The organism is Amycolatopsis stemonae, assembly GCF_054781455.1.
This window is the reverse complement of sequence record NZ_BAAGUJ010000019.1, coordinates 123,293-146,734: the sequence shown is the minus strand read 5'-3', so window position 1 is coordinate 146,734 and position 23,442 is coordinate 123,293. Positions and strand designations below refer to the sequence as shown.

At 72.2% G+C, this 23,442-nt stretch carries 24 protein-coding genes and 1 riboswitch; of the genes, 16 read left to right on the top strand and 8 right to left on the bottom strand.

What is annotated here, in order from left to right:
• Positions 1-98: 98 nt before the first annotated feature.
• Positions 99-2,210, bottom strand: coding sequence for a RecQ family ATP-dependent DNA helicase (locus tag ACYVLJ_RS42345; RefSeq protein ID WP_460442924.1), 2,112 nt, complete (start codon positions 2,208-2,210; stop codon positions 99-101).
• 197 nt (positions 2,211-2,407) lie between these two features.
• On the opposite strand from ACYVLJ_RS42345, the gene nadD reads away from it, so the two are divergent.
• The 7 genes from nadD to ACYVLJ_RS42310 all read left to right on the top strand — a co-directional run bounded on the left by nadD (position 2,408) and on the right by ACYVLJ_RS42310 (position 8,897).
• Entirely contained in the window at positions 2,408-2,977 is a 570-nt protein-coding gene (nadD, locus tag ACYVLJ_RS42340) for a nicotinate-nucleotide adenylyltransferase (protein ID WP_451979040.1), read from the top strand.
• Between the two features lie 59 nt (positions 2,978-3,036).
• Entirely contained in the window at positions 3,037-3,432 is a 396-nt protein-coding gene (rsfS, locus tag ACYVLJ_RS42335) for a ribosome silencing factor (RefSeq protein WP_451978564.1), read from the top strand.
• A complete protein-coding gene (locus ACYVLJ_RS42330) occupies positions 3,429-4,043 on the top strand; it encodes a histidine phosphatase family protein (RefSeq protein WP_451978567.1) in 615 nt (204 codons plus the stop codon). The genes rsfS and ACYVLJ_RS42330 overlap by 4 nt, the downstream gene beginning before the upstream one ends.
• 3 nt (positions 4,044-4,046) lie before the next feature.
• Positions 4,047-4,775, top strand: coding sequence for a diglucosylglycerate octanoyltransferase (gene octT, locus ACYVLJ_RS42325; RefSeq protein WP_460442923.1), 729 nt, complete (start codon positions 4,047-4,049; stop codon positions 4,773-4,775).
• A 4-nt stretch (positions 4,776-4,779) separates the two neighbouring features.
• A complete protein-coding gene (locus tag ACYVLJ_RS42320; RefSeq protein ID WP_451978573.1) occupies positions 4,780-5,637 on the top strand; it encodes a DegV family protein in 858 nt (285 codons plus the stop codon).
• Between the two features lie 165 nt (positions 5,638-5,802).
• Positions 5,803-6,528 (top strand): helix-hairpin-helix domain-containing protein, encoded by a 726-nt coding sequence (locus tag ACYVLJ_RS42315; protein WP_460442922.1) that lies wholly within the window; start codon positions 5,803-5,805, stop codon positions 6,526-6,528.
• Positions 6,525-8,897: a ComEC/Rec2 family competence protein gene (locus ACYVLJ_RS42310; protein WP_460442921.1), complete on the top strand. Its 2,373-nt coding sequence runs from the start codon at positions 6,525-6,527 to the stop codon at positions 8,895-8,897. Before ACYVLJ_RS42315 ends, ACYVLJ_RS42310 begins: the two co-directional genes overlap by 4 nt.
• Positions 8,898-9,020: 123 nt before the next feature.
• Here the strand turns inward: ACYVLJ_RS42310 and thrC are convergent, their stop codons facing one another.
• Positions 9,021-10,286 (bottom strand): threonine synthase, encoded by a 1,266-nt coding sequence (thrC, locus tag ACYVLJ_RS42305; RefSeq protein WP_451978582.1) that lies wholly within the window; start codon positions 10,284-10,286, stop codon positions 9,021-9,023.
• A gap of 13 nt (positions 10,287-10,299) precedes the next feature.
• A riboswitch (SAM riboswitch) is annotated at positions 10,300-10,433 on the bottom strand.
• A 136-nt stretch (positions 10,434-10,569) separates the two neighbouring features.
• Here thrC and holA point away from each other — a divergent pair.
• On the top strand, positions 10,570-11,550 hold the full coding sequence (gene holA / locus ACYVLJ_RS42300; protein WP_451978585.1) for a DNA polymerase III subunit delta: 981 nt from the start codon (positions 10,570-10,572) through the stop codon (positions 11,548-11,550).
• Positions 11,551-11,616: 66 nt separating this feature from the next.
• Here holA and rpsT read toward each other — a convergent pair whose 3' ends face one another.
• A complete protein-coding gene (gene rpsT / locus ACYVLJ_RS42295) occupies positions 11,617-11,877 on the bottom strand; it encodes a 30S ribosomal protein S20 (RefSeq protein ID WP_013228460.1) in 261 nt (86 codons plus the stop codon).
• Positions 11,878-12,207: 330 nt separating this feature from the next.
• Between rpsT and ACYVLJ_RS42290 the strand changes: the two genes are divergently transcribed.
• Both ACYVLJ_RS42290 and ACYVLJ_RS42285 read left to right on the top strand, forming a co-directional pair.
• Positions 12,208-13,071 (top strand): DMT family transporter, encoded by an 864-nt coding sequence (locus tag ACYVLJ_RS42290; protein WP_451978588.1) that lies wholly within the window; start codon positions 12,208-12,210, stop codon positions 13,069-13,071.
• A 23-nt stretch (positions 13,072-13,094) separates the two neighbouring features.
• Positions 13,095-13,469, top strand: a complete 375-nt coding sequence (locus ACYVLJ_RS42285; RefSeq protein WP_451978591.1) for a VOC family protein — start codon at positions 13,095-13,097, stop codon at positions 13,467-13,469.
• Here ACYVLJ_RS42285 and ACYVLJ_RS42280 read toward each other — a convergent pair.
• On the bottom strand, positions 13,466-14,086 hold the full coding sequence (locus ACYVLJ_RS42280; protein WP_451978594.1) for a class I SAM-dependent methyltransferase: 621 nt from the start codon (positions 14,084-14,086) through the stop codon (positions 13,466-13,468). The genes ACYVLJ_RS42285 and ACYVLJ_RS42280 overlap by 4 nt on opposite strands.
• A 115-nt stretch (positions 14,087-14,201) precedes the next feature.
• Between ACYVLJ_RS42280 and lepA the strand changes: the two genes are divergently transcribed.
• Both lepA and ACYVLJ_RS42270 read left to right on the top strand, forming a co-directional pair.
• A complete protein-coding gene (gene lepA, locus ACYVLJ_RS42275; protein ID WP_460442920.1) occupies positions 14,202-16,043 on the top strand; it encodes an elongation factor 4 in 1,842 nt (613 codons plus the stop codon).
• Between the two features lie 130 nt (positions 16,044-16,173).
• Positions 16,174-16,743, top strand: coding sequence for a Uma2 family endonuclease (locus ACYVLJ_RS42270; RefSeq protein ID WP_451978600.1), 570 nt, complete (start codon positions 16,174-16,176; stop codon positions 16,741-16,743).
• Positions 16,744-16,755: 12 nt separating this feature from the next.
• Here the strand turns inward: ACYVLJ_RS42270 and ACYVLJ_RS42265 are convergent, their stop codons facing one another.
• Both ACYVLJ_RS42265 and ACYVLJ_RS42260 read right to left on the bottom strand, forming a co-directional pair.
• The gene (locus ACYVLJ_RS42265) at positions 16,756-17,331 is read right to left on the bottom strand and encodes a hypothetical protein (protein WP_451978603.1); all 576 of its coding nucleotides are present in this window, start codon (positions 17,329-17,331) and stop codon (positions 16,756-16,758) included.
• Positions 17,332-17,359: 28 nt separating this feature from the next.
• Positions 17,360-17,806 carry a pyridoxamine 5'-phosphate oxidase family protein gene (locus tag ACYVLJ_RS42260; RefSeq protein WP_460442919.1) on the bottom strand — a complete coding sequence of 149 codons (447 nt, stop codon included), beginning with the start codon at positions 17,804-17,806 and terminating at the stop codon, positions 17,360-17,362.
• Positions 17,807-17,903: 97 nt separating this feature from the next.
• Here ACYVLJ_RS42260 and ACYVLJ_RS42255 point away from each other — a divergent pair, with 97 nt between their 5' ends.
• Positions 17,904-18,104: a hypothetical protein gene (locus ACYVLJ_RS42255; RefSeq protein WP_460442918.1), complete on the top strand. Its 201-nt coding sequence runs from the start codon at positions 17,904-17,906 to the stop codon at positions 18,102-18,104.
• Positions 18,105-18,126: 22 nt separating this feature from the next.
• Here the strand turns inward: ACYVLJ_RS42255 and ACYVLJ_RS42250 are convergent, their stop codons facing one another.
• Positions 18,127-19,899 (bottom strand): family 20 glycosylhydrolase, encoded by a 1,773-nt coding sequence (locus ACYVLJ_RS42250; RefSeq protein WP_460442917.1) that lies wholly within the window; start codon positions 19,897-19,899, stop codon positions 18,127-18,129.
• 107 nt (positions 19,900-20,006) lie between these two features.
• Between ACYVLJ_RS42250 and ACYVLJ_RS42245 the strand changes: the two genes are divergently transcribed.
• The 3 genes from ACYVLJ_RS42245 to ACYVLJ_RS42235 are packed head-to-tail and all read left to right on the top strand — an operon-like array spanning position 20,007 to position 21,996.
• On the top strand, positions 20,007-20,516 hold the full coding sequence (locus ACYVLJ_RS42245; protein ID WP_451978615.1) for a MarR family winged helix-turn-helix transcriptional regulator: 510 nt from the start codon (positions 20,007-20,009) through the stop codon (positions 20,514-20,516).
• Between the two features lie 56 nt (positions 20,517-20,572).
• Positions 20,573-20,929, top strand: coding sequence for a nuclear transport factor 2 family protein (locus ACYVLJ_RS42240; protein WP_460442916.1), 357 nt, complete (start codon positions 20,573-20,575; stop codon positions 20,927-20,929).
• Between the two features lie 17 nt (positions 20,930-20,946).
• The gene (locus tag ACYVLJ_RS42235) at positions 20,947-21,996 is read left to right on the top strand and encodes an NAD(P)H-dependent flavin oxidoreductase (RefSeq protein ID WP_460442915.1); all 1,050 of its coding nucleotides are present in this window, start codon (positions 20,947-20,949) and stop codon (positions 21,994-21,996) included.
• Here the strand turns inward: ACYVLJ_RS42235 and ACYVLJ_RS42230 are convergent.
• A complete protein-coding gene (locus ACYVLJ_RS42230) occupies positions 21,993-23,429 on the bottom strand; it encodes an amino acid permease (protein ID WP_460442914.1) in 1,437 nt (478 codons plus the stop codon). The two genes, ACYVLJ_RS42235 and ACYVLJ_RS42230, sit on opposite strands and share 4 nt — an antisense overlap.
• Positions 23,430-23,442: the final 13 nt, after the last annotated feature.

The window sequence follows — 23,442 nt, the reverse complement described above, 5'->3', positions numbered from 1 at the left end:
CGGCCTCCACGTCACCCGAAGGTGTCACGGGACTTTGCCACAGTGCTTCGCTGTGCGAAAGGTTCTCACTCGTCCGGATCCCCGTTTTTTACCGTCTCCTAAGCCGTGCTCGCCAACGCGAACGGCAGGACCGCCGGTGCCCCGGCCTTCCGCAGCAAGCGCGCCGCCAGTGTCATGGTCCAGCCCGTGTCGATGACGTCGTCGACCAGCAGGATCGGTCCGCCCGGCAGGCTCGCCGCCAGGTCGGCCGGCATGCTCATCCGCCGCCACAGGTCGGCCAGCCGCTGCGCGCTGTTCGCCTGACGCGGCGGCGGGCCCTCGGCGTCGAGCGCGCCCAGGAAGTCCAGCCTGCCGACCTCGGCCAGCCGGGTCGCGAGGCTGTACACGAGCTGCGGCCGCGTCTCCGACGGCACCGCCACCACCGCGACCGGCCGTTCGGACCACTGCCACCCGGCCAGCACCTGGACGCAGGCCTTGAACACGGAATCGGGCACCTCGGTGTCCCGGGCCTGGGGACCCACCAGCTCGCGCAGCCGGTTGCCCCAGCCGACGTCGGTGAGCCGGCCGAGCACCTGGCCCGGCTCGGCCTGGTCGTCCGCGCCGATCCGGCCCGAGACCGGAACGTCCAAAGAGGACATTCCCGTGGGCCACTGCTTCCGCGGCGCGACCTCGACGCCGGGCCGCTGCAGCCGTTCGCGGGTCGCCTCGGCGACGTCTTCGGCCACCGTGGTGTCCCAGTGGTTCCCGGTGCAGTTGTCGCACCGCCCGCACGGCGCCGCCTCGGGGTCGTCCAGCTGGCGCCGCAGGTATTCCATCCGGCAGCCGTCGGCCGCCAGGTAGCCGAGCATCGCTTCCTGCTCGCGGTCGCGGGCTTCGGCGACCCGCTTGTACCGCCCGCGGTCGTACTCCCAGTTCTCGCCCGTGCTCGTCCAGCCGCCCTTGACGCGCCGCACCGCGCCGTCGACGTCCAGCACCTTGAGCACCATTTCCAGCCGTGACCGGGAAAGCTCCACCGACGGCTCGAGCGCGGCCGTCGACAGTGGACGGTCGGCGTAGGCGAGCGTGTTCAGCACCTGCGTCACCCGCAGCTCGTCGGGGAACGCGAGCGAGCCGAAGTACGCCCAGATCGCCCTGTCCTCTTCGCCGGGCAGCAGCACGACCTCGGCGCGTTCCACGCCACGCCCGGCGCGGCCGACCTGCTGGTAGTACGCGATCGGCGACGACGGTGCCCCGAGGTGCACGACGAACCCGAGGTCCGGCTTGTCGAACCCCATGCCCAGCGCGGACGTCGCGACCAGCGCCTTGACCCGGTTGCCGAGCAGGTCGTCCTCGGCCGCCTGCCGGTCGGCCGGGTCGGTCTTGCCGGTGTAGGCCGCCACCGGGTAGCCGCGGTCCTTGAGCAGCGACGCGACGTCGTGCGCCGCCGCGACCGTCAGGCAGTAGATGATCCCGGACCCGGGCAGTTCGGCCAGGTGCTCCGCCAGCCACGCGAGCCGGGCCTGCGACGTCGGCAGCCGGCACACCGACAGCCGCAGGCTTTCCCGGTCGAGGCTGCCGCGCAGCACCAGCGTGTCGCCGCCGGTGCCGAGGCCGAGTTGCTCGGCGACGTCGGTGACCACGCGGTCGTTCGCCGTCGCGGTGGTCGCCAGCACCGGGACGCCGTCGGGCAGCTCGCCCAGCAGCGTGCGCAGGCGCCGGTAGTCCGGCCGGAAGTCGTGCCCCCAGTCGGAGATGCAGTGCGCCTCGTCGACCACCAGCAGCCCGGTGCTCGCGGTCAGCTTCGGCAGCACGTTGTCGCGGAAGTCCGGGTTGTTCAGCCGTTCGGGGCTGACCAGCAGGACGTCGACCTCGCCGGCCGCGACGGCGGCCTGGACCTGCTCCCACTCCTGGGGGTTGGCTGAGTTCATGGTGGCCGCGTGGATCCCGGCCCGCGCCGCCGCCGAGATCTGGTTGCGCATCAGGGCGAGCAGGGGCGAGACGATGACCGTCGGCCCGCTGCCCTGCTCGCGCAGCAGGGCCGTGGCCAGGAAGTACACCGCCGACTTGCCCCAGCCGGTCCGTTGCACGACCAGCGCGCGACGGCGCTGCGCGACGAGGGCCTCGATGGCCGTCCATTGGTCTTCGCGCAGCTTCGCCGAGTCGCCGGCCAGGGCCCGGAGGAGGGTCTCGGCGCGGTCGCGGAGGGCTGAGGTGGTGCTGGTCGTGTCCACGTCCCCACGTCTACCCCATGGCACCGACAGACCGGGAATCGGCGGCGTCGCGAACGGACCGTTCGCGACGAATACCGGCCGTAATGTGAGCTGAATCACAGTAATTGCCCGGTCGGGCGAGGTGTCCGGCAGCACAGGACGGCCGCGCCCGCCGATGTATAGGCTCCTCTTCCATGTCACCACGGCGGATCGGGGTCATGGGCGGCACGTTCGACCCCGTGCACCACGGCCACCTCGTCGCGGCCAGCGAGGTCCAGTCCCGGTTCGGGCTCGACGAAGTGATCTTCGTCCCCACCGGCCAGCCGTGGCAGAAGACGAGCCGCCAGGTGACCAAGGCCGAGGACCGCTACCTGATGACGGTCATCGCGACCGCGTCCAACCCGGTCTTCTCGGTCAGCCGCGTGGACATCGACCGCGCCGGCCAGACATACACCGTCGACACGCTGCGCGACCTGCACGCCGAATACCCGGAGGACCAGCTCTACTTCATCACCGGCGCCGACGCGCTCGAGCAGATCCTCACCTGGCACAAGGCCGACGAGCTGTTCGACTTCGCGCACTTCATCGGCGTCACGCGGCCCGGCTACCGGCTCAACTCGCACCACCTGCCCAGCGGCAAGGTGAGCCTGGTCGAGGTCACCGCGATGGCGATCTCGTCGACCGGCTGCCGCGAGCGCGTCGAACGCGGCGAGCCGGTCTGGTACCTCGTCCCCGACGGCGTCGTCCGCTACATCGCCAAGAAGGATCTCTACCGGAAGAGCGACTGAAAGGCCGCTGGTCCCGGCGGGTACCCTTCTCGGGCGAACCCGATCTGTGAAGGAGCACTGTGGCAGCCACGTCCGAGGCACGAGAGCTGGCCGTAGCGGCCGCACACGCGGCGGCGGACAAGAAGGCCAGCGACGTCGTCGTGCTGGACGTGTCCGAGCAGCTCGTCATCACCGACGCCTTCGTCATCGCCTCCGCGTCCAACGAGCGCCTGGTCGGCGCGATCGTCGACAACGTCGAGGAGAAGCTGCGGGAGAGCGGGCACAAGCCGGTGCGCCGCGAAGGCGCCCGCGAGGGCCGCTGGGTCCTGCTGGACTACGTCGACGTCGTCGTGCACGTCCAGCACGTCGAGGAGCGCACGTTCTACGGCCTCGAACGGCTGTGGAAGGACTGCCCGCGCATCGAGGTCGCCGGACTCGACGAACAGCCCGCCGACGAGGACGCGGACGCCCCGTGAGTCCGCGGCGGCTCGTGCTCTGGCGCCACGGCGAGACGGACTACAACGCCGCCGGACGCATGCAGGGTCACCTCGACTCGGCGCTGACCCCGCGCGGCTGGAACCAGGCCCGGTTCGCGGTTCCCGCGCTGGCCCGGTTCTCCCCGGACCTCGTCATCGCGTCCGACCTGCGCCGCGCCACCGACACGGCCACCGTGCTCACCGACGCGATCGGCGTCCCGCTGCGGATCGACAAGCGGCTGCGCGAGACGCACCTCGGCGAGTGGCAGGGCATGACCGGCGCGGAGGTCGACGAGGCCTACCCCGGCGAGCGCGACCGCTGGCGCCGTGACGCCACCTGGGCACCGCCGGGCGGCGAGAACCGCCTCGACGTCGCCGACCGGGCGAGCGAGGTGGTCGCCGACCTGCTGCAGGCCAACTCCGAAGTCGGCGACACCGTGCTGCTCGCCGCGCACGGCGGGCTGATCACGGCGCTCACCGCGCGGCTGCTGAACCTGCCGGTGGAGACCTGGCCGTCGCTCGGCGGCATCTCCAACTGCCACTGGGTCGAGCTGGGCCGGCGCGACGACAAGTGGCGGCTGCAGGCCTACAACGCGGGGATGCACGGCTAGCCGATGGGGCCGCGCCTGCTGGTGTTCGGCGACTCGCTGAGCTTTCACGGTCCCGAAGGACCCTGCGCCGCGGACGAGCCGCGGCTGTGGCCCAACGTCGCCGCCGCGGCCCTGGGCGGCACCGCGGACCTGGTCGCGGGCATCGGCTGGACCGCGCGGGACGTCTGGTGGTCGCTGACCGGCGATCCGCGCGTCTGGGCCGACCTGCACCACGTCGACGCGGTCGTGCTGGCGATCGGGAGCATGGACACGCTGCCTTCGCCGTTGCCGACCTACCTGCGCACGGGCCTGCGGTACCTGCGGCCCGACCCGGTCCGGCGGGTGGTCCGCAAGGCCTACCTCGCCGCGCAGCCCCGGCTTTCGGTCGCCTTCCGCGGTCGTCCCGCGGTGCTGCCCGCGAAGCTCACGGTGCAGTACCTCGACATGGCGGTGGAGGCGCTGCGCGTCCTGCGGCCCGAACTGCCGATCTTCGGGTGGCTGCCGTCGGTGCACCGGGCCGCGGCCTACGGCGGCGTGCACACCGCGCGTCCCGCCGCGGCGGCGGCGATGGCGGCGTGGGGTGCGCGGGCACGGGTTCCCCTGCTCGACCTCGAAGCCGTTGTCGGAGAGCACGTCCTGAGCGGCGAAGGCAACCCGGACGGCATGCACTGGGGCTGGCAGGGGCACGCGTCGGTGGGGGACGCGATGTCCGTGTTGCTGGCGCCGGTCCCGGCTCCCGGCCACGTAGGCTGACGGCGTGTCGGTCGCCGTAGTCACGGATTCCACCGCCCACCTGCCGGAGGGCTTCGCCGAACGGCACTCGGTCCGGGTGGTGCCGCTGCACGTCCTCGTCGACGGCGTGGTCTCCCTCGACGGCGTCGAAACCGGCCCCGCGGCGGTCGCCGAAGCGATGAGCCAGCGCAAGATCGTGACGACCTCCCGGCCGACACCCACCGAATTCGCGGCGGAGTACCGCAAGGCGCTCGCCGACGGCGCGGACGCGATCGTTTCGGTGCACCTTTCGCGCGAGCTGTCGGGCACCTGGGAAGCGGCCGTGCTGGCGGCGCAGGAGGTCGGGCCGGACCGGGTCCGCGTGGTCGACTCGCGCACGACGGCGATGGGGCTCGGGTTCGCCGCGCTGCACGCCGCCGACGCCGCCGCGGCCGGGTCTTCCGCGGCGGACGTCGAGGCCGCGGCCGTGACGGCGGCCGGCTGCTCGTCGACGTTGTTCGTCGTCGAGACCCTCGACCACCTGCGCCGCGGCGGCCGGATCGGCCCGGCGGCGGCCCTGCTGGGCACGGCGCTGGCGGTGAAGCCGGTGCTGCACATGTCGGACGGCCGGATCCTGCCGCTGGAGAAGGTCCGCACCATGAACCGCGCGCTCGCGCGGCTGGTCGAGCTCGCCGCTCAGGCCGCGAAGGACGACGACGTCGAGCTCGCCGTCCACCACCTCGCCTCGCCGGAGCGGGCGGTCGAGCTGGCGAACCGCCTGGAGGAAGCGGTGCCGCGCTCGGCGGGCTGCGTGGTCTCCGAACTGGGCGCGGTGATCGGGGCGCACACCGGGCCCGGCGTGCTCGGCGTGGTCGTCCAGCGGGCGGTGCCCTCCCGCCGGTAGCCGCGGCCGGGTGGCGCGCCGAACCCTCCAGCATGCCACCCGGGTACGACGGAAACGGCCGTTCCCGGGCCGGGCCGGAGGGATCCATCCCCATCACCCCGGTTGTCCACAGGACGCGGCGGCACCCCTGTCGGACGCCTCCCCGCGGGCCCTAACGTCGATCGTGTGTTCGAGCAGCCCGCCCGGGATCCGGGCCCTCCCGTCAACGACCGGCTCGCCTGGCTGGCCGACCAGCTCTCGCCCGACGCGACCACCGTCGGGCCGGGCGGCCGGCTGGTCCGGCGCTGGCTGCCGAGCGGCCCGGCCGGTGCCGGCCGCCGCCGGTGGGCGTTCGCCGGTGTCCTCGCGGCGGTCGTGGTGATCGTCCTCGGCTCGGTCGCGCTCCTCGGGGGCCGTCCGGTGCCCGAGCCGCCACCTGCGCTCCCCAGCGCGAAACCGGCGAGTGAGGCATCGGCCCGGGCCGCACCCCAGGCCGGCCTCGTCGTCAGCGTGATCGGCCGCGTGCGGTCGCCCGGTCTCGTCACCGTCCCCCAGGGCGCCCGCGTCGCGGACGTGCTGCGGGCGGTCGGCGGCGCCGAACCCGGCGCGGACCTGAACGCGCTGAACCTCGCCCGCCGGGTGACCGACGGCGAACAGCTCGCGGTCGGGATCCCGGCACCGGCACCACCCGCCGGCCCGGGCGGCGCCCCGGCGGGCGGCAAGGTCGACCTCAACGCGGCCAGCGCGGACCAGCTGGACACGCTGCCGGGCGTCGGCGAGGTGACGGCCCAGCGGATCGTCCAGTGGCGCACCGACCACGGCGGCTTCACGAAAGTCGAGCAACTGCGCGAAGTCTCCGGGATCGGGGAAAGCAAGTTCGAGAAACTCCGTGGGCAGGTGACGGTCGGATGAGCACCCTTCCCCCGATCGACACCCGCCAGGACATGCGCCTCGTCCCGGCGGCGCTGACCTGCTGGCTCGCGGCGCTGGGCGGCCTGCTGCTGGGCTGGTGGACGGCGGTCGCCGTCGGCCTGGTCTCGGCGGTGCTCGCCGGGCTGGTGCTCTGGCGAGCGCGGGGGCGGCCGCGAGTGCTCGGTGCGGCGGCGGCGCTGCTCGTGCTGGGGCTCGTCGCCGCCGGTCCGGTCGCCTGGCGGATCCGCGGCGCGCAGGCAGACGACCTGCGCGCCGCGGCCGGGGACGGGCTGCCGGCGGCCTTGCGGGTCGTCGTCACCGAACGCCCGAAACCCGTGCGCAGCGCGGGGTACGCCGATCAGCAGGCGGGTGCCCGGTCGGTGGTGCTGACCGCCGACGTCCGCTCGGCGTCGGTCGACGGCCGGCCGGTCTCGTCGTCCGGACGCGTCCTGCTGCTGGCACCGGTCGCGCAGTGGGCGGCCCTCGTGCCGGGCCAGGACGTGACGGCCACCGGCATGCTGCTGCCGCCGCGCGGTGCGGACCTGACCGTCGCGGTGCTGTCCGTCCGCGGCCCGCCGGGGGAGCCCGGCCCGGCGCCGTGGTGGCAGCGGGCGGCGGCCGGCCTGCGCGCCGGTCTCCACGACCTGTGCCAGGTCCTGCCGGACGAACCCGCCGGCCTGATACCGGGACTGGTCCTGGGCGACACGAGCGCGTTGTCGCCGCGGGTCGAGCAGGAGTTCGTCACCGCGGGACTCGCCCACCTGACCGCGGTCAGCGGGGGAAACCTCGCCGTGGCGTGCGGAGCCGTCCTGCTCCTGCTGCGCTTGCTGCGGCTCGGCCCCAGGCTGTCGGCGGTCGCCGCCGGCGTGTGCCTGGCCGGGTTCCTCGTGCTGGTCGGCCCGGAACCGAGCGTGCTGCGGGCCGGGGTGATGGCGGCGGTCGCCCTGCTGGCGCTGGCGCTGGGACGGCGGGGTTCGGCGTTGCCCGCGCTGGCGTTCGCGGTGTGCGTGCTCGTGGTGGCGGATCCCGCCATGGCGACGGACTTCGGGTTCGCGCTCTCGGTGTTCGCCACCGCCGGGCTGGTCCTGCTCGCGCCCCGCTGGGCCGGCGCGCTGGTCCGCCGCGGCGTCCCACCCGGGTTCGCCGAAGGGCTGGCGATCCCGCTGGCGGCGTTCCTGGTGACGGCGCCGGTCATCGCGGGCATGGCGGGTTCGGTGAGCCTGGTGTCGGTGCTGACGAACGTCCTCGCCGCGCCCGTGGTGGCGCCGGTGACGGTGCTCGGCGTGCTGGCCACGGTCACCGGTCCCTGGTGGCCGGGCGCCGGGAAGGTCTTGGTGCACCTGGCCGGTCCGGAGGCCGAGTGGCTGATCACGGTGGCGCGTCACGGTGCCCGGGCGCCCGGGGCGGTCGTGCCGTGGCCGGGTGGCTGGTCAGGTGGGCTGCTCGCCGCCGCCGTCCTCGCGGTGCTGGTCCTGGCGGCCCGGCGTCGTCGCGTGCGGCTGGCGATGGCCGTGCTGGTGGTCGGCGCCCTGCTGGTGTTCGTGCCGGTCCGGGTGCTCGCGCCGGCGTGGCCCCCGCGGAACTGGGCGATGGTCGAGTGCGACGTCGGCCAGGGCGACGCGGTCGTGCTGGCGACCGCCGAGCCCGGGCGGGCGGTCGTCGTCGACACCGGGCCCGAGCCGGGGCCGGTCGACGAATGCCTGCAGCGGCTGGCCGTCGACCGGATCCCGCTGCTGGTGCTGAGCCACCTGCACGCGGACCACATCGGCGGGCTCGCGTCGGTCTTCGACGGCCGGGCGGTGGGCGGTGTCGCCGTCGGCCCCGGGCGGGCGCCGGAGTGGGCGTGGCGCCAGGTGGCGGCGGAGGCGGAGCGGCAAGCAGTGCCGCTGGTGGAGCTGAGCCCGGGGGAGAAGCTGGCGTGGCCCGGGCTTTCGCTCGACGTGCTCGGCCCGCGTTACGTCCCGGCCCGCTCGGCCGGTCAGCAGGACGGCACCACGATCAACAACAGCTCGGTGGTCCTGCGCGCGGAAACCCCGGCGGGCCGGGTGCTCCTGACCGGCGACGTCGAACTGGCGGCGCAGGCGGACCTCTTGGCCGACGTCGGCGACCTGAAGGCGGAGGTGTTGAAGGTGCCCCACCACGGTTCGCGCTACTCGCTGCCGTCGTTCCTCGCGGCGGTGGCCCCCCGGATGGCGTTGGTCAGCGTGGGCGCGGGCAACACGTACGGCCACCCGAGCAAGTCCACAATGGACAGCCTGACGGCGCTGGGCGCCCTGGTCACCCGGACCGACGTGGACGGCGACACGGCGGTGGTCGCGGGCCCGGCGATCGTCCGCCGGGGCGAGCCACGCGGTCCGCCGCGCCGGTGAGCCCGGCGGCCACCGGGAGCGTGGCCGGGCGAGGAGCACCCCGGCCGATGAACCGCCCACCGCGCGAACGGAAGGAGGCCATGGCGCCGGGGCGGGCACGCGGGCTCGCCCCGGCTGCGGACGTCAGTAGCCGAGGGCCTCGTTCACGGCCTTGGCCGACGGGGGCACGGTCGCCTTCGGGCCGATGTGGTTCTCGACCGCGTCGAGGGTCTTGAGGCCGTCGCCGGTGATCAGGAGGACCGTCTCGGCGTCCGGGTCCAGCTTGCCCGTCTCGACCAGCTTCTTCGCCGTGGCAACGGTGACCCCGCCGGCCGTCTCGGTGAAGATGCCCTCGGTGCGGGCCAGCAGACGGATGCCCTCGACGACCTCTTCGTCGGTGACGTCCTCGATCGCGCCGCCGGTGCGGTTGACGATGTCGAGCACGTACGGGCCGTCGGCCGGGTTGCCGATCGCCAGCGAACGGGCGATCGTGTCCGGCTTCACCGGCTGGACCACGTCGTGGCCCTCGCGGAACGCCGTCGACACCGGCGAGCAGCCCGTGGCCTGGGCGCCGAACACCTTGTACGGGCTGGCGTCCACGAGACCGAGCTGGCCCAGCTCGCGGAAACCCTTGTCCACCTTGGTCAGCTGCGAACCGGAGGCGATCGGCACGACGATCTGCGGCGGGATGCGCCAGCCGAGCTGCTCGGCGACCTCGAAGGCCAGCGTCTTCGAGCCTTCCGAGTAGTACGGCCGGACGTTCACGTTCACGAACGCCCACTTCGGGTGCTCGCCGGCCAGCTCGGTGGCGAGGCGGTTGACGTCGTCGTAGTTGCCGTCGACGGCGATCAGGTCGCCGTCGTACACCGCGGTGGTGAGGATCTTGGCGCGCTCGAGGGTCTTCGGGATCAGCACGACCGACCGCCAGCCCGCGCGGGCCGCGGCGGCGGCCGTCGCGTTGGCCAGGTTGCCGGTCGACGGACACGCGAGCACCTCGAACCCGAACTCGCGCGCCGCGGCCAGGGCGACGGCGACGACGCGGTCCTTGAAGGAGTGCGTCGGGTTGCCGGTGTCGTCCTTGACCCACACGCGCTTGAGGCCGAGCTCCTTCGCGAGCCGGTCGGCGCGGATGAGGCGGGTCGCGCCGGGCTCGGTGTTCGGGATCTCTTCGACGTTGGACGGCACCGGGAGGAGCTTCTTGTAGCGCCAGATGTTCTTGGGGCCGGCCTCGATGTCCTCACGGCGGACGCGGCCGAAGTCGTAGGCGACCTCGAGCGGCGAGAAGTCCTCGGCGGAGACGAACTCGGGGGCGAGCGGCTGCCGGTGGCCCTCTTCCTTCGACACCAGTTCGACGGCGGGACCGAGATCCGGGGTCTTCGTGGTGGAGGTCGTTCCGAGGGTGGCGGTCATCGCGAGGTTCCTTTCCTCATCTGCCCCGCCGAAGCGGGCCGGAATTGGCACCGTGGTCGTCAGCTACCCCGCGATCGCGGGATGACGGGCTGTACGCCGGTTGCCGGGGCTTCGTCGGGCCGTTCCCTCTGCCCCTCTGGATGAGCGGTATTCGGTTGTCGGTGCGCGCGAGTCAGCGCGCCGCCTCGAGGACACCGTACGACATGGCGGTCACGCTGTGCCATGGTGGCTGCCCGACATCACCGGAGCGGGGGCACGAAGGAGCAAGTGAGAGGATTCGTCCGTGACCGCGCAAGCCACCGCCCCGGCCCCGCTGCACCTGGTGCTCGGCGAGGAAGAACTGCTGATCGAGCGGGCCGTCCGCGAGACGCTCGGCGCCGCCCGCGCCGTCGACGCGACGGCCGAGCTGACCCGCGTCCGGGTGTCCGAACTCACAGCGCCCGAGCTCGCCGAACTGGTCAGCCCGTCGCTGTTCAGCGAAGGCCGTGTGATCGTCCTGGAGTCGGCGCAGGACATCTCGCAGGAGCTGGCCGACGCCGTCGCGTCGTACCTGAAGGACCCGGCGGACGGTGTCGTGCTGGTCGTCGTGCACACCGGCGGGGGCCGCAGCAAGGCGGGCAAGTCGCTGCCGGCCGCGCTCAAGAAGGCCGGCGCCGAGGTCACCGAGTGCCCGAAGCTGACCAAGCCGGCCGAGCGCGAGCAGTTCGTGCGGCACGAGGTGCGCCGGGCGGGCGGCAAGATCGACCCGGCCGGGGTGGCCGCGCTGATCGACGCCGTGGGCTCCGACCTGCGGGAACTCTCCTCGGCGGCCGGTCAGCTGGTGGCCGACACGGGCGGGACGGTCGACGCCGACGCGGTCCGCCGCTACCACCGCGGCCGCGCCGACGTGACCGGGTTCGCGGTCGCGGAGAAGGCGGTCGGCGGCGACCGCTCGGCGGCGCTGGAGTCGCTGCGCTGGGCGATGCAGCTGGGCGTCCCGCACGTCCTGGTGGCCGACGCGCTGGCCGACGCGGTCCGGACGATCGCCCGCGTGTCCGGCGCGGGCCGGGGCAACCCGAATCAGCTGGCGGGCGAGCTGGGCATGCCGCCGTGGAAGATCCGCAAGGCGCAGGGCCAGTCGCGCGGCTGGAACCCCGACGGCCTGGCGACGGCGATGCGCGTGGTGGCGAGGCTGAACGCCGAGGTCAAGGGGGTGGCGGCGGACCCGGGCTACGCGCTGGAGCGAGCCGTGCTGGAGGTGGCGGCCGCCAAGGGCGATCGGTGACGACGAGCGTGTCCGGGCATGAAAAAGCCCCGGCCGGAGCCGGGGCTTTCCCAGAAATCAAGCGGCTCAGAGCGCGTTGACGCGCTTCGCCAGCGCCGACTTCTTGTTGGCGGCCTGGTTGGCGTGGATGACGCCCTTCGAGACGGCCTTGTCCAGCTTCTGGGCGGCGTCGCGCTGCAGCTCGACGGCCTTGGCCTTGTCGCCGGCCTCGGCGGCTTCGCGGACCTTGCGGATCGCGGTCTTCACCGAGGACCGGATCGCCTGGTTGCGCTGACGCGCCTTCTCGTTCGTCGTGATGCGCTTGATCTGCGACTTGATGTTGGCCATAGGGCAACTCCTGTTTCACTCGGTGAGATTCGCCGCCGCGCTCCTGTGGCCCCGCTCGGAAGCGGGTTTCCTCCATGACGGAATGCCGCACGGGCAACGAGCGACCACTTTAACAGCCGCGCCGCGCGCGTCCGGAACCGGGAGTACGGTGGGGCGGAGTCAGTGCCTAGGGTTCCGTCGCCGGTCCGCGCTCCCCGCACCACACAACCAGGACCGGCGGGTCTGGTCCGAGCGGCACCATCGGCGGGCCCGGACGGCCGGTCGTTCATCTGACGGGGCAAAAGCCTGGAGGACCCGGTTTTCGCGCGCGCGAAAACCCGAAGGGGTCCCGTGAACGCCACTGCTCTGTCCTTCGTCCTCGTCGCGGCCGTCGTGCACGCCGCGTGGAACCTCGCCGCCAAGCGGATCTCCTCCGGCGGCACCCAGTTCGTCTGGCTCTACTACACGGTTTCCGCCGTGCTCCTCCTGCCGGTCACGGCCGTGCTGCTGGTGGTCGAGCCGGAACGTCCACAGTGGAGCTGGCTGGTGGCCGCCGTGGTGACGTCGGTGCTGCACATCGCCTACGGCGTCGTGCTGCAGCGCGGGTACCGCGTCGGCGACCTTTCCGTCGTCTACCCGGTCGCCCGCGGTACCGGGCCGCTGCTCTCGGTGCTCGCCGCCGTCCTGGTGCTCGGCGAGCGGCCGGGATGGCTCGGCCTGGTCGGCGCGTTCCTGGTGATCGCCGGGGTGCTGGTGATCAGCACCGGCCGCAAGGCGGGCGACCCCCAGGCGGTCAAGGCCGGGATCTTCTACGGCCTCCTGACCGGGGCCGTGATCGCCGGCTACACGCTCTGGGACGCGCACTCGGTGACCGGGCTCCGCGTGCCGCCGGTCGTCTACTTCGGGCTCGGCTCGGTGCTGCAGAGCGTGCTGCTGGTGCCCGGGGCGCTGGCCGACCGCGCCGAGGTGACCCGGGTCTGGCGCGAACACCGCCGCGAGGTGCTGCTGGTCGCGGTGCTCTCGCCGGTCGCGTACATCCTCGTGCTGTTCGCGCTCACGATGGCGCCGGTCAGCCTCGTCGCGCCCGCCCGGGAGCTGAGCATCGTGCTCGGCGGCCTCGCCGCCTGGCTGGTGCTGGGCGAGAGCGACGCCGTGCGGCGGCTCACCGGGTCCGTGATCGTGCTGACCGGCATCGCCGCGATTGCGGCCGCCTGAGCCCGTCCGGTAGGCATGGTCGGATGGAAGTCCTGAAGAGCCGGCTGCTGATCCGCCCGCGTGACGTCGAGGCGACGACGGCGTTCTACCGCGACACCCTGGGCCTCGCCGTGGAGCGCGAGTTCCCCGGCGGCACCGTGTTCTTCCTCGGCCACGGCTCCCTGGAGGTCTCGGGCCGGGGCGAGACGGGCGCGTCGCCCGACCTGGTGCTCTGGCTGCAGGTCCGGGACCTCGCCGGGACCATGGCGGACCTCGCGGCGAAGGGCCTGGAACCCGTGCGGGACGCCCAGCGGGAGCCCTGGGGCCTCGACGAGGCCTGGATCGCCGACCCGGACGGCACGCGCATCGTGCTGATCGAGGTGCCGGAGGGCCACCCGATCCGCACGGACACCCGCTAGGCGGGCTTGACCGCGCGCAACTGCGCGGCGAGCGCGGCGAAGCCGGGCGGGTCCCAGGTCCAGGTCTGGAGGTCGGCGAAGCCCGCCTCGGCGGCTTCGTCGGCCAGCACGTGCCTGCTCACCGGCAGCCACTTCTCGTGCGCGGACAGCAGCAGCCGCCCGCCGGGGCGCAGCACCCGGAACAGCTCGGCGAACCCGGCCGCGCGGTCGTCCCAGAGCATCACGTTGTTCACGGTCAGCACGACGTCGACGGAGGCGTCGGGCTCGCCGGTGCGCGCGGCCGAGCCCTCGCGCAGCTCGACGGTCTCGCCGCAGCGCTCGTGGCAGAGCCCGAGCATCTCGGGGGAGGGGTCGACGCCGATCGTGCGCCCGGCCAGCCGGGCCGCGGCCGCCAGGCCGACGCCCGGCCCGGGCCCGACGACGAGCGCGGTCTCGTCCGGTTCGATCTTCGCGAGGTCGACGACGCGGTGTTCGGTGGCGGCGTTGCCCCGCGCCATCACCCAGCCGCCGAGGCGGCCGAGCGGTCCGGAGGGGTGACCGAACGCACGGTCGAGAACGCGGGCGAAGCCGCTGGTCTCCGGCTGGGGAGGGGGTGCCGGCTGGGGCGAAGTGCTCATCCTTCGAGGGCACCACGGATCTCCGAACCCCGCATCGGGGATGACCCCCACCCGCACCCGGAGGGCCATGGGAACATAGAGGTGGCCATCCCCGACTTTCCGAGGACTCATTCGAGTGACGACGTTCGCCGACACCACCTTCACGCCGCCGGAGCTGATCCGGAACTTCTGCATCATCGCGCACATCGACCACGGCAAGTCCACCCTGGCCGACCGCATGCTGCAGCTCACCGGCGTCGTGGAAGAGCGGGCGATGCGCGCCCAGTACCTCGACCGGATGGACATCGAGCGCGAGCGCGGGATCACGATCAAGGCGCAGAACGTCCGGCTGCCGTGGCAGGTCGACGGCCAGGACCACGTCCTGCACATGATCGACACCCCCGGCCACGTGGACTTCACCTACGAGGTCTCCCGGGCCCTGGAGGCGTGCGAAGGCGCGATCCTGCTGGTCGACGCCGCGCAGGGGATCGAGGCCCAGACGCTGGCCAACCTGTACCTGGCGCTGGAGAACAACCTCCAGATCATCCCGGTGCTGAACAAGATCGACCTGCCCTCGGCCGACCCCGACAAGTACGCGGGTGAGCTCGCCCACATCATCGGCTGCGCGCCGGAGGACGTCCTGCGGGTCTCGGCCAAGACCGGCATGGGCGTCGCCGAGCTGCTCGACGAGGTCGTGAAGCAGGTCCCGGCGCCGCAGGGCGACGCCGACGCGCCGGCCCGCGCGATGATCTTCGACTCCGTGTACGACACCTACCGCGGCGTCGTCACCTACATCCGGGTCGTCGACGGCAAGATCACGCCGCGCGAGAAGATCAAGATGATGTCCACCGGCGCCACGCACGAGCTGCTGGAAGTCGGCATCATCTCGCCGGAACCCAAGCCCAGCAAGGGGCTCGGCGTCGGCGAGGTCGGCTACCTGATCACCGGCGTGAAGGACGTCCGGCAGTCCAAGGTCGGCGACACCGTGACGTCGGAGCGCCACGGCGCCAAGGAAGCGCTGGCGGGCTACCGCGAGCCGAAGCCGATGGTCTACTCGGGACTGTATCCGGTGGACGGGTCCGACTACCCCGAGCTGCGCGAGGCGCTGGACAAGCTCCAGCTGAACGACGCCGCGCTCGACTACGAGCCGGAGACGTCGGTGGCGCTGGGCTTCGGCTTCCGCTGCGGCTTCCTCGGCCTGCTGCACCTGGAGATCACGCGCGACCGGCTCGAGCGCGAGTTCGGCCTCGACCTGATTTCGACGGCGCCGAACGTCATCTACCGCGTGATCCTGGAGGACCGCAGCGAGGTCGTCGTGACGAACCCGTCCGACTGGCCGAGCGGGCTGAAGATCGCCGAGGTGCACGAGCCCGTGTCGAAGGTCAGCATCCTGGCGCCGTCGGAGTTCGTCGGCACGATCATGGAGCTCTGCCAGACGAAGCGCGGCACGTTGCTGGGCATGGACTACCTGTCCGAGGACCGCGTCGAGCTGCGCTACAACATCCCGCTGGCGGAAATCATCTTCGACTTCTTCGACACGCTGAAGTCGCGCACGCGCGGCTACGCGTCACTGGACTACGAAGAGGCCGGCGAGCAGATCGCCGACCTGGTCAAGGTGGACATCCTGCTGCAGGGCGAAACCGTCGACGCGTTCTCGGCGATCGTGCACAAGGACGCGGCGTACGGCTACGGCAACCGGATGGCGACGCGGCTGCGCGAGCTCATCCCGCGCCAGCAGTTCGAGGTGCCGATCCAGGCGGCGGTCGGTTCGCGGATCATCGCGCGCGAAACGATCCGCGCGATCCGCAAGGACGTCCTCGCCAAGTGCTACGGCGGTGACATCTCGCGGAAGCGGAAGCTGCTGGAAAAGCAGAAGGAAGGCAAGAAGCGGATGAAGACCGTCGGCCGGGTCGAGGTCCCGCAGGAAGCCTTCGTCGCCGCTCTGTCCACTGAGGACACCGGGAAGAGCAAGAAGTAAGTGTCACGCTGAAGTGACAGCGGCGCCCATATTCACGCCTTCGTGTGAATATGGGCGCCGAACCCGTGTTCGATGCGGTTTCTGTCGGTGCTGTCTGGTGCTCTGGTGTGAAGAGCGAAAGGAGGGCACCATGACTGCCATGACGGACATCCAGTATCCGGCCGGGTCGGGCCCCATGACGGTGCGCGACCTGGAGGGGATGCCGGATGACGGGCGAAGATACGAGCTCATCGACGGGGCGCTGCTCGTGACCCCGGCACCCGGTGCCCGGCACCAGAAGATCACCTACCGGCTCTACGGCGTGCTGGAAGCGGTGTGCCCGGCGGAGTTCGACGTTTTCGGGGCGCCCTTCGCGGTGCACCACGGCGACCGGATCGAACTGCAGCCGGACGTCCTGGTCGGCCGGGTCGGGGACTTCACCGAGAAGGACCTGCCGGCGCCGCCGGTGCTGGCCGTCGAAGTGCTGTCGCCCAGCACCGCCATCTACGACCTCAACCTCAAGAAGGCGGTCTACGAGCGGCTCGGGACCGGGAGCTACTGGGTGATCGACCCGGCCGACCCCACGCTGTCGGTGTTCGAGCTGGACGAGGAGGGCCACTACCACCAGGTGGCCAAGGCCGCGGGTGACGAGGCGCTGGAGGTCGAGCGGCCGTACCCGGTGCGGATCGTGCCGCGGGAGCTGCTGGGCCGGCTCGGCTGAACCGGGCGCCGGTCAGCGGATGCGCGGGGTGCCGCGGAGCTGGGCGTGCAGCTGCCGGTTGCGCAGCTCCTTCCGGAGCCGGTCGACGACGGCGTCGAAGAGGACCGGGTCGAGGATCGCGGTCTGGTCGAACTGCCTCCGGTGCGGCGGAGCCGGTTCGAGGCGGGCGCGGGGTGCGTACCGCTGCACCGAGCTCTCGACGCCGCCGCCGGTGACCAGGTCGAGCCAGAGGGCGTCGCGCAGGTAGCCGTCGCCGAAGCGGGCCGACCGGCGGGGGTTGACGTCGGCGATCTGCGACCACGGGACGACCCGGGTGCTCAGCGTGCCCGCGGGCAGGCGGATGCCTTCGTCGCCGATGGTGAGGTCGCGCAGGCCTTCGAAGCCGCGCTTGAGCATGCGCGCGCGGGAGACGCGGTAGGCCAAGACGGCGACGAGCACGGTGGCCGCGTAGGCGCCGCCGATCAGCCACGGCGAAAGGCCGCGCACCAGGCCCAGGGCAAGAGCCACCCCGAACCCGGCGTCGGCGACGGCGAAGACGCCGACCAGGACCTTGACCGGGGTGGTGACGCGGAGCGGGGACTCGGACAACGGGACGACTCCTGGGGGCCGGGTGGGATCAGGGGTTGCCGATTATCCGGTCCGCCGTGACGAACACCGCGACCCGGCGCTCCTCGGCCATCACGCGGTCGTACTCGGCCCAGTCGTCGTGGGTGCCGGTGGCGGCGATGAACACGTCGCGCAGGAGCTTCGGCAGGCCCGCGGCGTCGAAGGCGGGGTCGGGGTCGTCCGGCCCGATGAGGTGCACGGCGCCGGTGACCGAGACCCAGTTCCAGCCACGCCGGAAGGTCACGGTGGCGTGCCCGGCCCGCCGCAGCAGGGCGAGCTTGCGCGCCTGCCCGACCGCGACGTACGCGACGCCCGGCGCGCCGGTCACCGGGTCCGCGAGGACGCCGGCATTGACGACGGAGGCGTGGACGGTGCCGTCCGCCCGGGTGGTGGCGACCGTGGCCAGGCCGTTTTCCTTCAGCGACAGCGTGCGCACCTGCTCCAGATCAACGCTCATGCCCCAACCTAACCCGCGGGGCGAACCGGGTGTTCCGGAATCACCGGATGAACGGTGGGTGGGACGTGGTTGACTGGCTCACCCGCGAAGGAGAGAAATGCGCGACGACGACTCCGCTTGGGGCCGGAAGTACTTCCCGGCCGCGTTCGTGGCGTTCCTGGTTCTCTCGTTCGCCGGTATGCACCTGATCCACCAACAGCCGTGGCGCCAGCTGTGGCCGATCTGCGCCGGTGTGCTCGTCGCCCTCGTGGGCCTGGTGTGGCGGCAGGTCCGGGCCAGGCGGAAGCCGGGCTCCTGACGAAGCGAGCCCGGCCGCCGGCTCAGCAGGCGCCGTTGTCCGTCCACACTCCCCACTGGCCCGTCGTGCCCGGCTCCTCGCCTTGCGTCCACCACTTCGCCGTCCACTTGTGGCCGTTGTGGGACACCACGTTCCCGCCGGTGTACACCTGCGACGCGCTCCACTCCGGGTCCGCGCACGTCCCCGGGTTCGTCGTGCCGCCCGTGTCCCACGAGACCTGGGCCGAGCGGTAGAAGTTGATCGACTGTGCCACCCAGCGCGGGGCCTGGGCGCCCAGGCGGGTGCGGAACGCCGTCCAGTCGTGGGTCGACCACGGGGACCAGCCCAGCTCGGCGTGCGCCGCCAGCCGCGGAAACGCCAGGTAGTCGATGTCCGCGGGCGTCACCACGGTTTCCGCCCACAGCGGCGATTCGACGCCGCGGACGGCCGACTCGCCGACGCCCGACAGGTACGACCCCGGGTTCCAGCCGTACGCGTCCTGGACCTCGATGTAGCCCGCCCACGACAGGCCGATCGGGGTCGAGCTGTTGTACTTCATGTCGAGGTACGCCTTGTTCGCCGGCGACAGGATCACCGTGCTGCCGCGCGAAACCGCGGCCGACACGCCGGAGTCCGCCGTCGTGGTGCCCCAGAACTGCGGCGTCGCCGAAGCGGGCAGCGTGGCCTTCGCGATGTCGTGCCAGCCCACCACCGACTTGCCGGTCGCCGCGACCAGGGGCAGCACCTTGTTCACGAACGTCAGGTAGTCCGCCGACGACGTCGACGAGGCTTCGTCGCCGCCGATGTGGAGGTACGGGCCCGGCGTCAGGGCCGCCAGTTCGCGCAGGACGTCCGCGATGAACGTGTACGTGATGTCCTTCGAGATGCACAGCGAGCTGTAGCCGACCGCCGTGTCCGTGCGCAGCGCCGGCGCGACACCGTTGCAGTTCAGTTCGGCGTACGACGCCAGGGCCGCGTTCACGTGCCCCGGCATGTCGATCTCGGGGATGATCGTGATGTGGCGCGAAGCCGCGTAGTTCACGATGTCCGTGTACTGCGCCTTCGTGTAGTAGCCGCCCGCGCCGCCACCGACCTGCGTGCTGCCGCCGTAGGTCGCCAGCCGGGGCCAGCTGTCGATCTGGATGCGCCAGCCCTGGTCGTCGGCCAGGTGCAGGTGCAGGTTGTTGATCTTGTACTGGGCGAGCTCGTCGATGTACCGCTTGACCGTCGGCACCGGGTGGAAGTGCCGCGCGACGTCGAGCATCGCGCCGCGGTAGCCGAAACGCGGGTAGTCGAGGATCGTCGCGCCCGGGACGCTCCACGGGCCCGTCTGCGCGGTGGGGCTCTCGACCCGGCCCGGCAGCAGCTGCCGCAGGGTCTGGACGCCCGCGAACAGTCCGTCGGCGGTGGTGGCTCGCACGGTGACCGACGAAGCGGTGGCCACCAGCTGGTAGCCCTGCGCGCCGACCGACGCGGGCGCGCCGCTGAGCAGGAGCGCGATGCTGTCCGACGGCACGGACGCCGGGGCGTCGGACACCGGCAGCGCGAAGCCCGTCGAGGGGCGCAGCACCCCGGCGAGGTAGTCGCCGACCTGCTTGGCGGGCGCCGAGCCGGCTTCGGTGACGATCTTCGTCGTCGAGACCAGCGGGAACGCGACGCCGGCCGCCGGTGTCACCGACACCGGGACGGGCACGATCGACTGCAGCGCGGGGGTGGCCGCGGCGGCCGGGGTGAGCTGGGCGGCGGTGGTACTGGCGCCGATCAGGGCCAGCACGGCGAGTGCGCGGCCGACGCGCCGCGCGAGGGGTGTCTTCACCGGGGACCTCCTGGCGGGATGGGCGCGACCTCGCCGTCGCACCTGGCCGGATCGTCGCATTTCCGGCGGTCATGGTCTAGACCAGTTCGGGTGGTTAAGCTCGCGAGGTGACGCGGGACTTCGTGCCGGGCTCGCCGTTCGCGCTGCTTACCGGCGCCGAGACGGCCGCTTGGTACGCCTACATGAAGGTGCACCTCCGCCTGGAGTACGAGCTGAACCGGCAACTGCGCGCCGACAGCGGCCTGTCGCTCGCGGACTACCACGTGCTGGTCGCCCTCACGAGCGAGCCCGCCGGCCGGATGCGGGTCACCGACCTCGCGATCCGCATCGGCTGGGAGCGCAGCAGGCTTTCGCACCACCTCAAGCGGATGCGGGAACGCGGCCTGGTCGGCACCGGCGTCAGTCCCGAAGACCGCCGGGCCACCGACGTCGAGCTGACCGGCGACGGCTGGGAGGCGCTCCGGCGGGCCGCGCCGGACCACGTCGAGTTCGTGCGCAAGGCCTTCCTGGACGCGCTCGGGCCGGACGGGCAGCCGCAGCTGGCCGCCTTGCTCGACCGCGTCTACGACTCGCTCGTCGAGCACGGCAGCCTGCCGCGGCCGGAGGACCACCCCTGACAATTACGTGACATGTCACGTAATATGGCGGTCGTCTTCGGAACGAGGAGGGTGCGATGGCGACGGTGGCCGAGCTGATGGAGGCCAATCTCCTGGAAGTCTTCAACGAGCGCGACGACGAGCGGCGCGCGAAGGCGATCGCGGCGACCTACGCGGCCGACGTCGAGTTCGCCGATCCCGAAGGGTTCGCGACCGGCCACGAGGAGCTGGACGCCAAGGCCCGCGGGCTGCTGGCGCAGTCTCCCGACTTCGAGTTCTCGCCGGCCGGGCCAGTGCTGGTGAACCGCGACCTGGGCCACCTCGCCTGGGCGCTCGGCCCGGCGGGCGGGCCGCCGGTCGTGCGCGGGATCGACGTCGCCCTCGTCGAGGACGGGCGCATCAAGAAGCTGTACACGATGGTGCTGCCCGCCTGAGTACTACGCTCGGCGGCATGTTCGACGAGCTGAGTTTCCCGGTCATCGCCGCCCCGATGGCGGGCGGCCCGACCACGCCCGAGCTGGTCGCCGCGGTGACCGAGGCCGGCGGTTTCGGCTTCCTGAGCGCCGGCATGCTCACCCCGGCGGCGCTCGCCGCGCAGATCGACCGCACGCGCGAGCTGACCGGGCAGCCGTTCGGCGTCAACCTCTTCGTCCCGCAGCCCGACACCGGCGCCGACGTCTCCGCGCACCGCGAGCGTCTGGAGGCCTTCGCGCGTGAGTACGACGTCGAGCTCGGCGAGGCGAAGTGGGACGACGACGCCTACCCGGCGAAGCTGGACGTCGTCCTCGAGAAGGGCGTTCCCGTGGTGTCGTTCACCTTCGGGCCGCCCACGCCGTCGGACGTCGTGCGCCTGCACGAGGCCGGGAGCAAGGTCGTCGTCACGGTGACCACGCCGGAAGCCGCGCGGAGGGCCGTGGACCTCGGCGCCGACGCGCTCGTGGTGCAGGGGTTCGAGGCGGGTGGGCACCGGAGCCTGTTCACCGACGACGCCGCCTCGCCCGGTGGCGGCGCGGAATACGGCGTGCTCGCGTTGCTGCGGCTGGTCGCCGCGCACGTCGACCTGCCGCTGATCGCCGCCGGCGGCTTGGTGCACGGCGCCGACGTCGCTGCCGTGCTCGCCGCCGGTGCCGCGGCCGCCCAGCTGGGCACGGTCTTCCTGCGCGCCGACGAAGCCGGGACGTCCGAGCCGCACCGCAAGGCGCTGGCGCTCGCCGAGCGCGAGACGGCGTTCACGCGCGCCTTCAGCGGACGCCCGGCACGCGGCCTGGTCAACAGGTTCATGGACGCGCTGTCCGAGGGCGCGCCCGCCGCGTACCCGCAGCTGAACAGCCTGGCCGGGCCGGTGCGCAAGGCGGCGGCGAAAGCCGGTGACCCCGAAGCGATTTCCCTGTGGGCGGGCCAGACCTACCCGCTCGCCTACGACGCCTCGGCCGCCGTGATCGTCGAACGGCTGAAGGTCGAGGCGCGCGACGCCGCCGCGCGCCTCGACCGGATCCGCTAACCCTTGCGGTTCAGCACCGAGTGCCGCTTGCTGTAGGCGAAGTAGATGACCATGCCGATGACGAACCAGACGGCGAACCGCAGCCAGGTCGCCGGCTGCAGGAACGTGATCAGCCAGATCGAGAACACCACGCCGATCGCCGGGACCACCGGCATGCCCGGCGTCTTGAACGTCCGCGGCAGGTCGGGCTGCTTGTAGCGCAGCACGATCACCGCGACGCAGACGACGACGAAGGCGAGCAGGATGCCGATGTTCGTCAGCTCGGCGGCCTCGCCGATCGGGAGCAGCCCGGCGATGACCGCCGACGCGCCGCCGAGGATCCACGTCATCCGGCTCGGCACCTGGCGCTTCGGGTTCGTCTTGCCGAGCCACGGCGGGAGCAGGCCGTCGCGGCTCATCGAGTAGCCGACGCGGGTGGCGCCCATCAGGAACGTGAACAGCACGGTGAGGATGCCGATGATGGCGCCGATCGCGATCACCGTGGCCAGCCCGGAGAGCCCGACGGACTTGAACGCCGTCGAGAAACCGCTCTTCGGGTCGATCTCGGTGTACTTCTGCATGCCGGTCAGCACCAGGCAGGCCAGCACGTACAGCACCATCGAGATGGCCAGCGAGTAGATGATCGCCTTCGGCATGTGCCGTTGCGCGTCCTTGGACTCTTCTGCCGCGGTGCTCATGGCGTCGTACCCGAAGACGGCGAAGAACACCGTCGCGGCACCGGTCACCGCGCCGCCGAAGCCCGCCGGGGCGAACGGCGTGTAGTTGCCGGTCTTGACGTAGAAGAAGCCGACCAGGATGACCACCAGCACGATCAGGACCTTGATCCCGACCATCGCCGTCTCGAAGCGGGCGGCGCTGCGGATGCCGCGGTTGAGCAGGTACGCGATCAGCAGGCACAGCAGCGCGGCGAACAGGTCGACCTTGTGGCCCGGGCCGGTGCCGGGCGCGCCGAGCATCCAGGCGGGCAGGTCGAGGCCGAGCTGGCCGAGCAGGAAGCTGAAGTAGCCGGAGATGCCGATCGCGACGACCGAGACGATCGCGGTGTACTCCAGCAGCAGGTCCCAGCCGATGAACCAGCCGACGACCTCGCCCAGCACCGCGTAGCCGTAGGTGTAGGCCGAACCGGCCTTGGGGATCAGGCCCGCGAACTCGGCGTAGGAGAACGCGGCCGCGGCGCTCGCGACGCCGGCGATGAGGAACGAGATCAGCACGGCCGGGCCGACGCCGGGGATGCCCGCCGAGTCGTCGCCGTGCGCGACGCTGCCGGCGAGGGCGAAGATCCCCGCGCCGATGATGCCGCCGATGCCGATGGCGGTCAGCTGCCACAGGCCCAGGGTGCGGTTGAGGCCACCGCTTTCGCTGGTGTCCTGGATCTGGTCGATCGGCTTGCGCCGGAAGATGCCGGAGCTGGAGCCCAGGCTTGGAGCGGACATCTTCGTCTCCCGA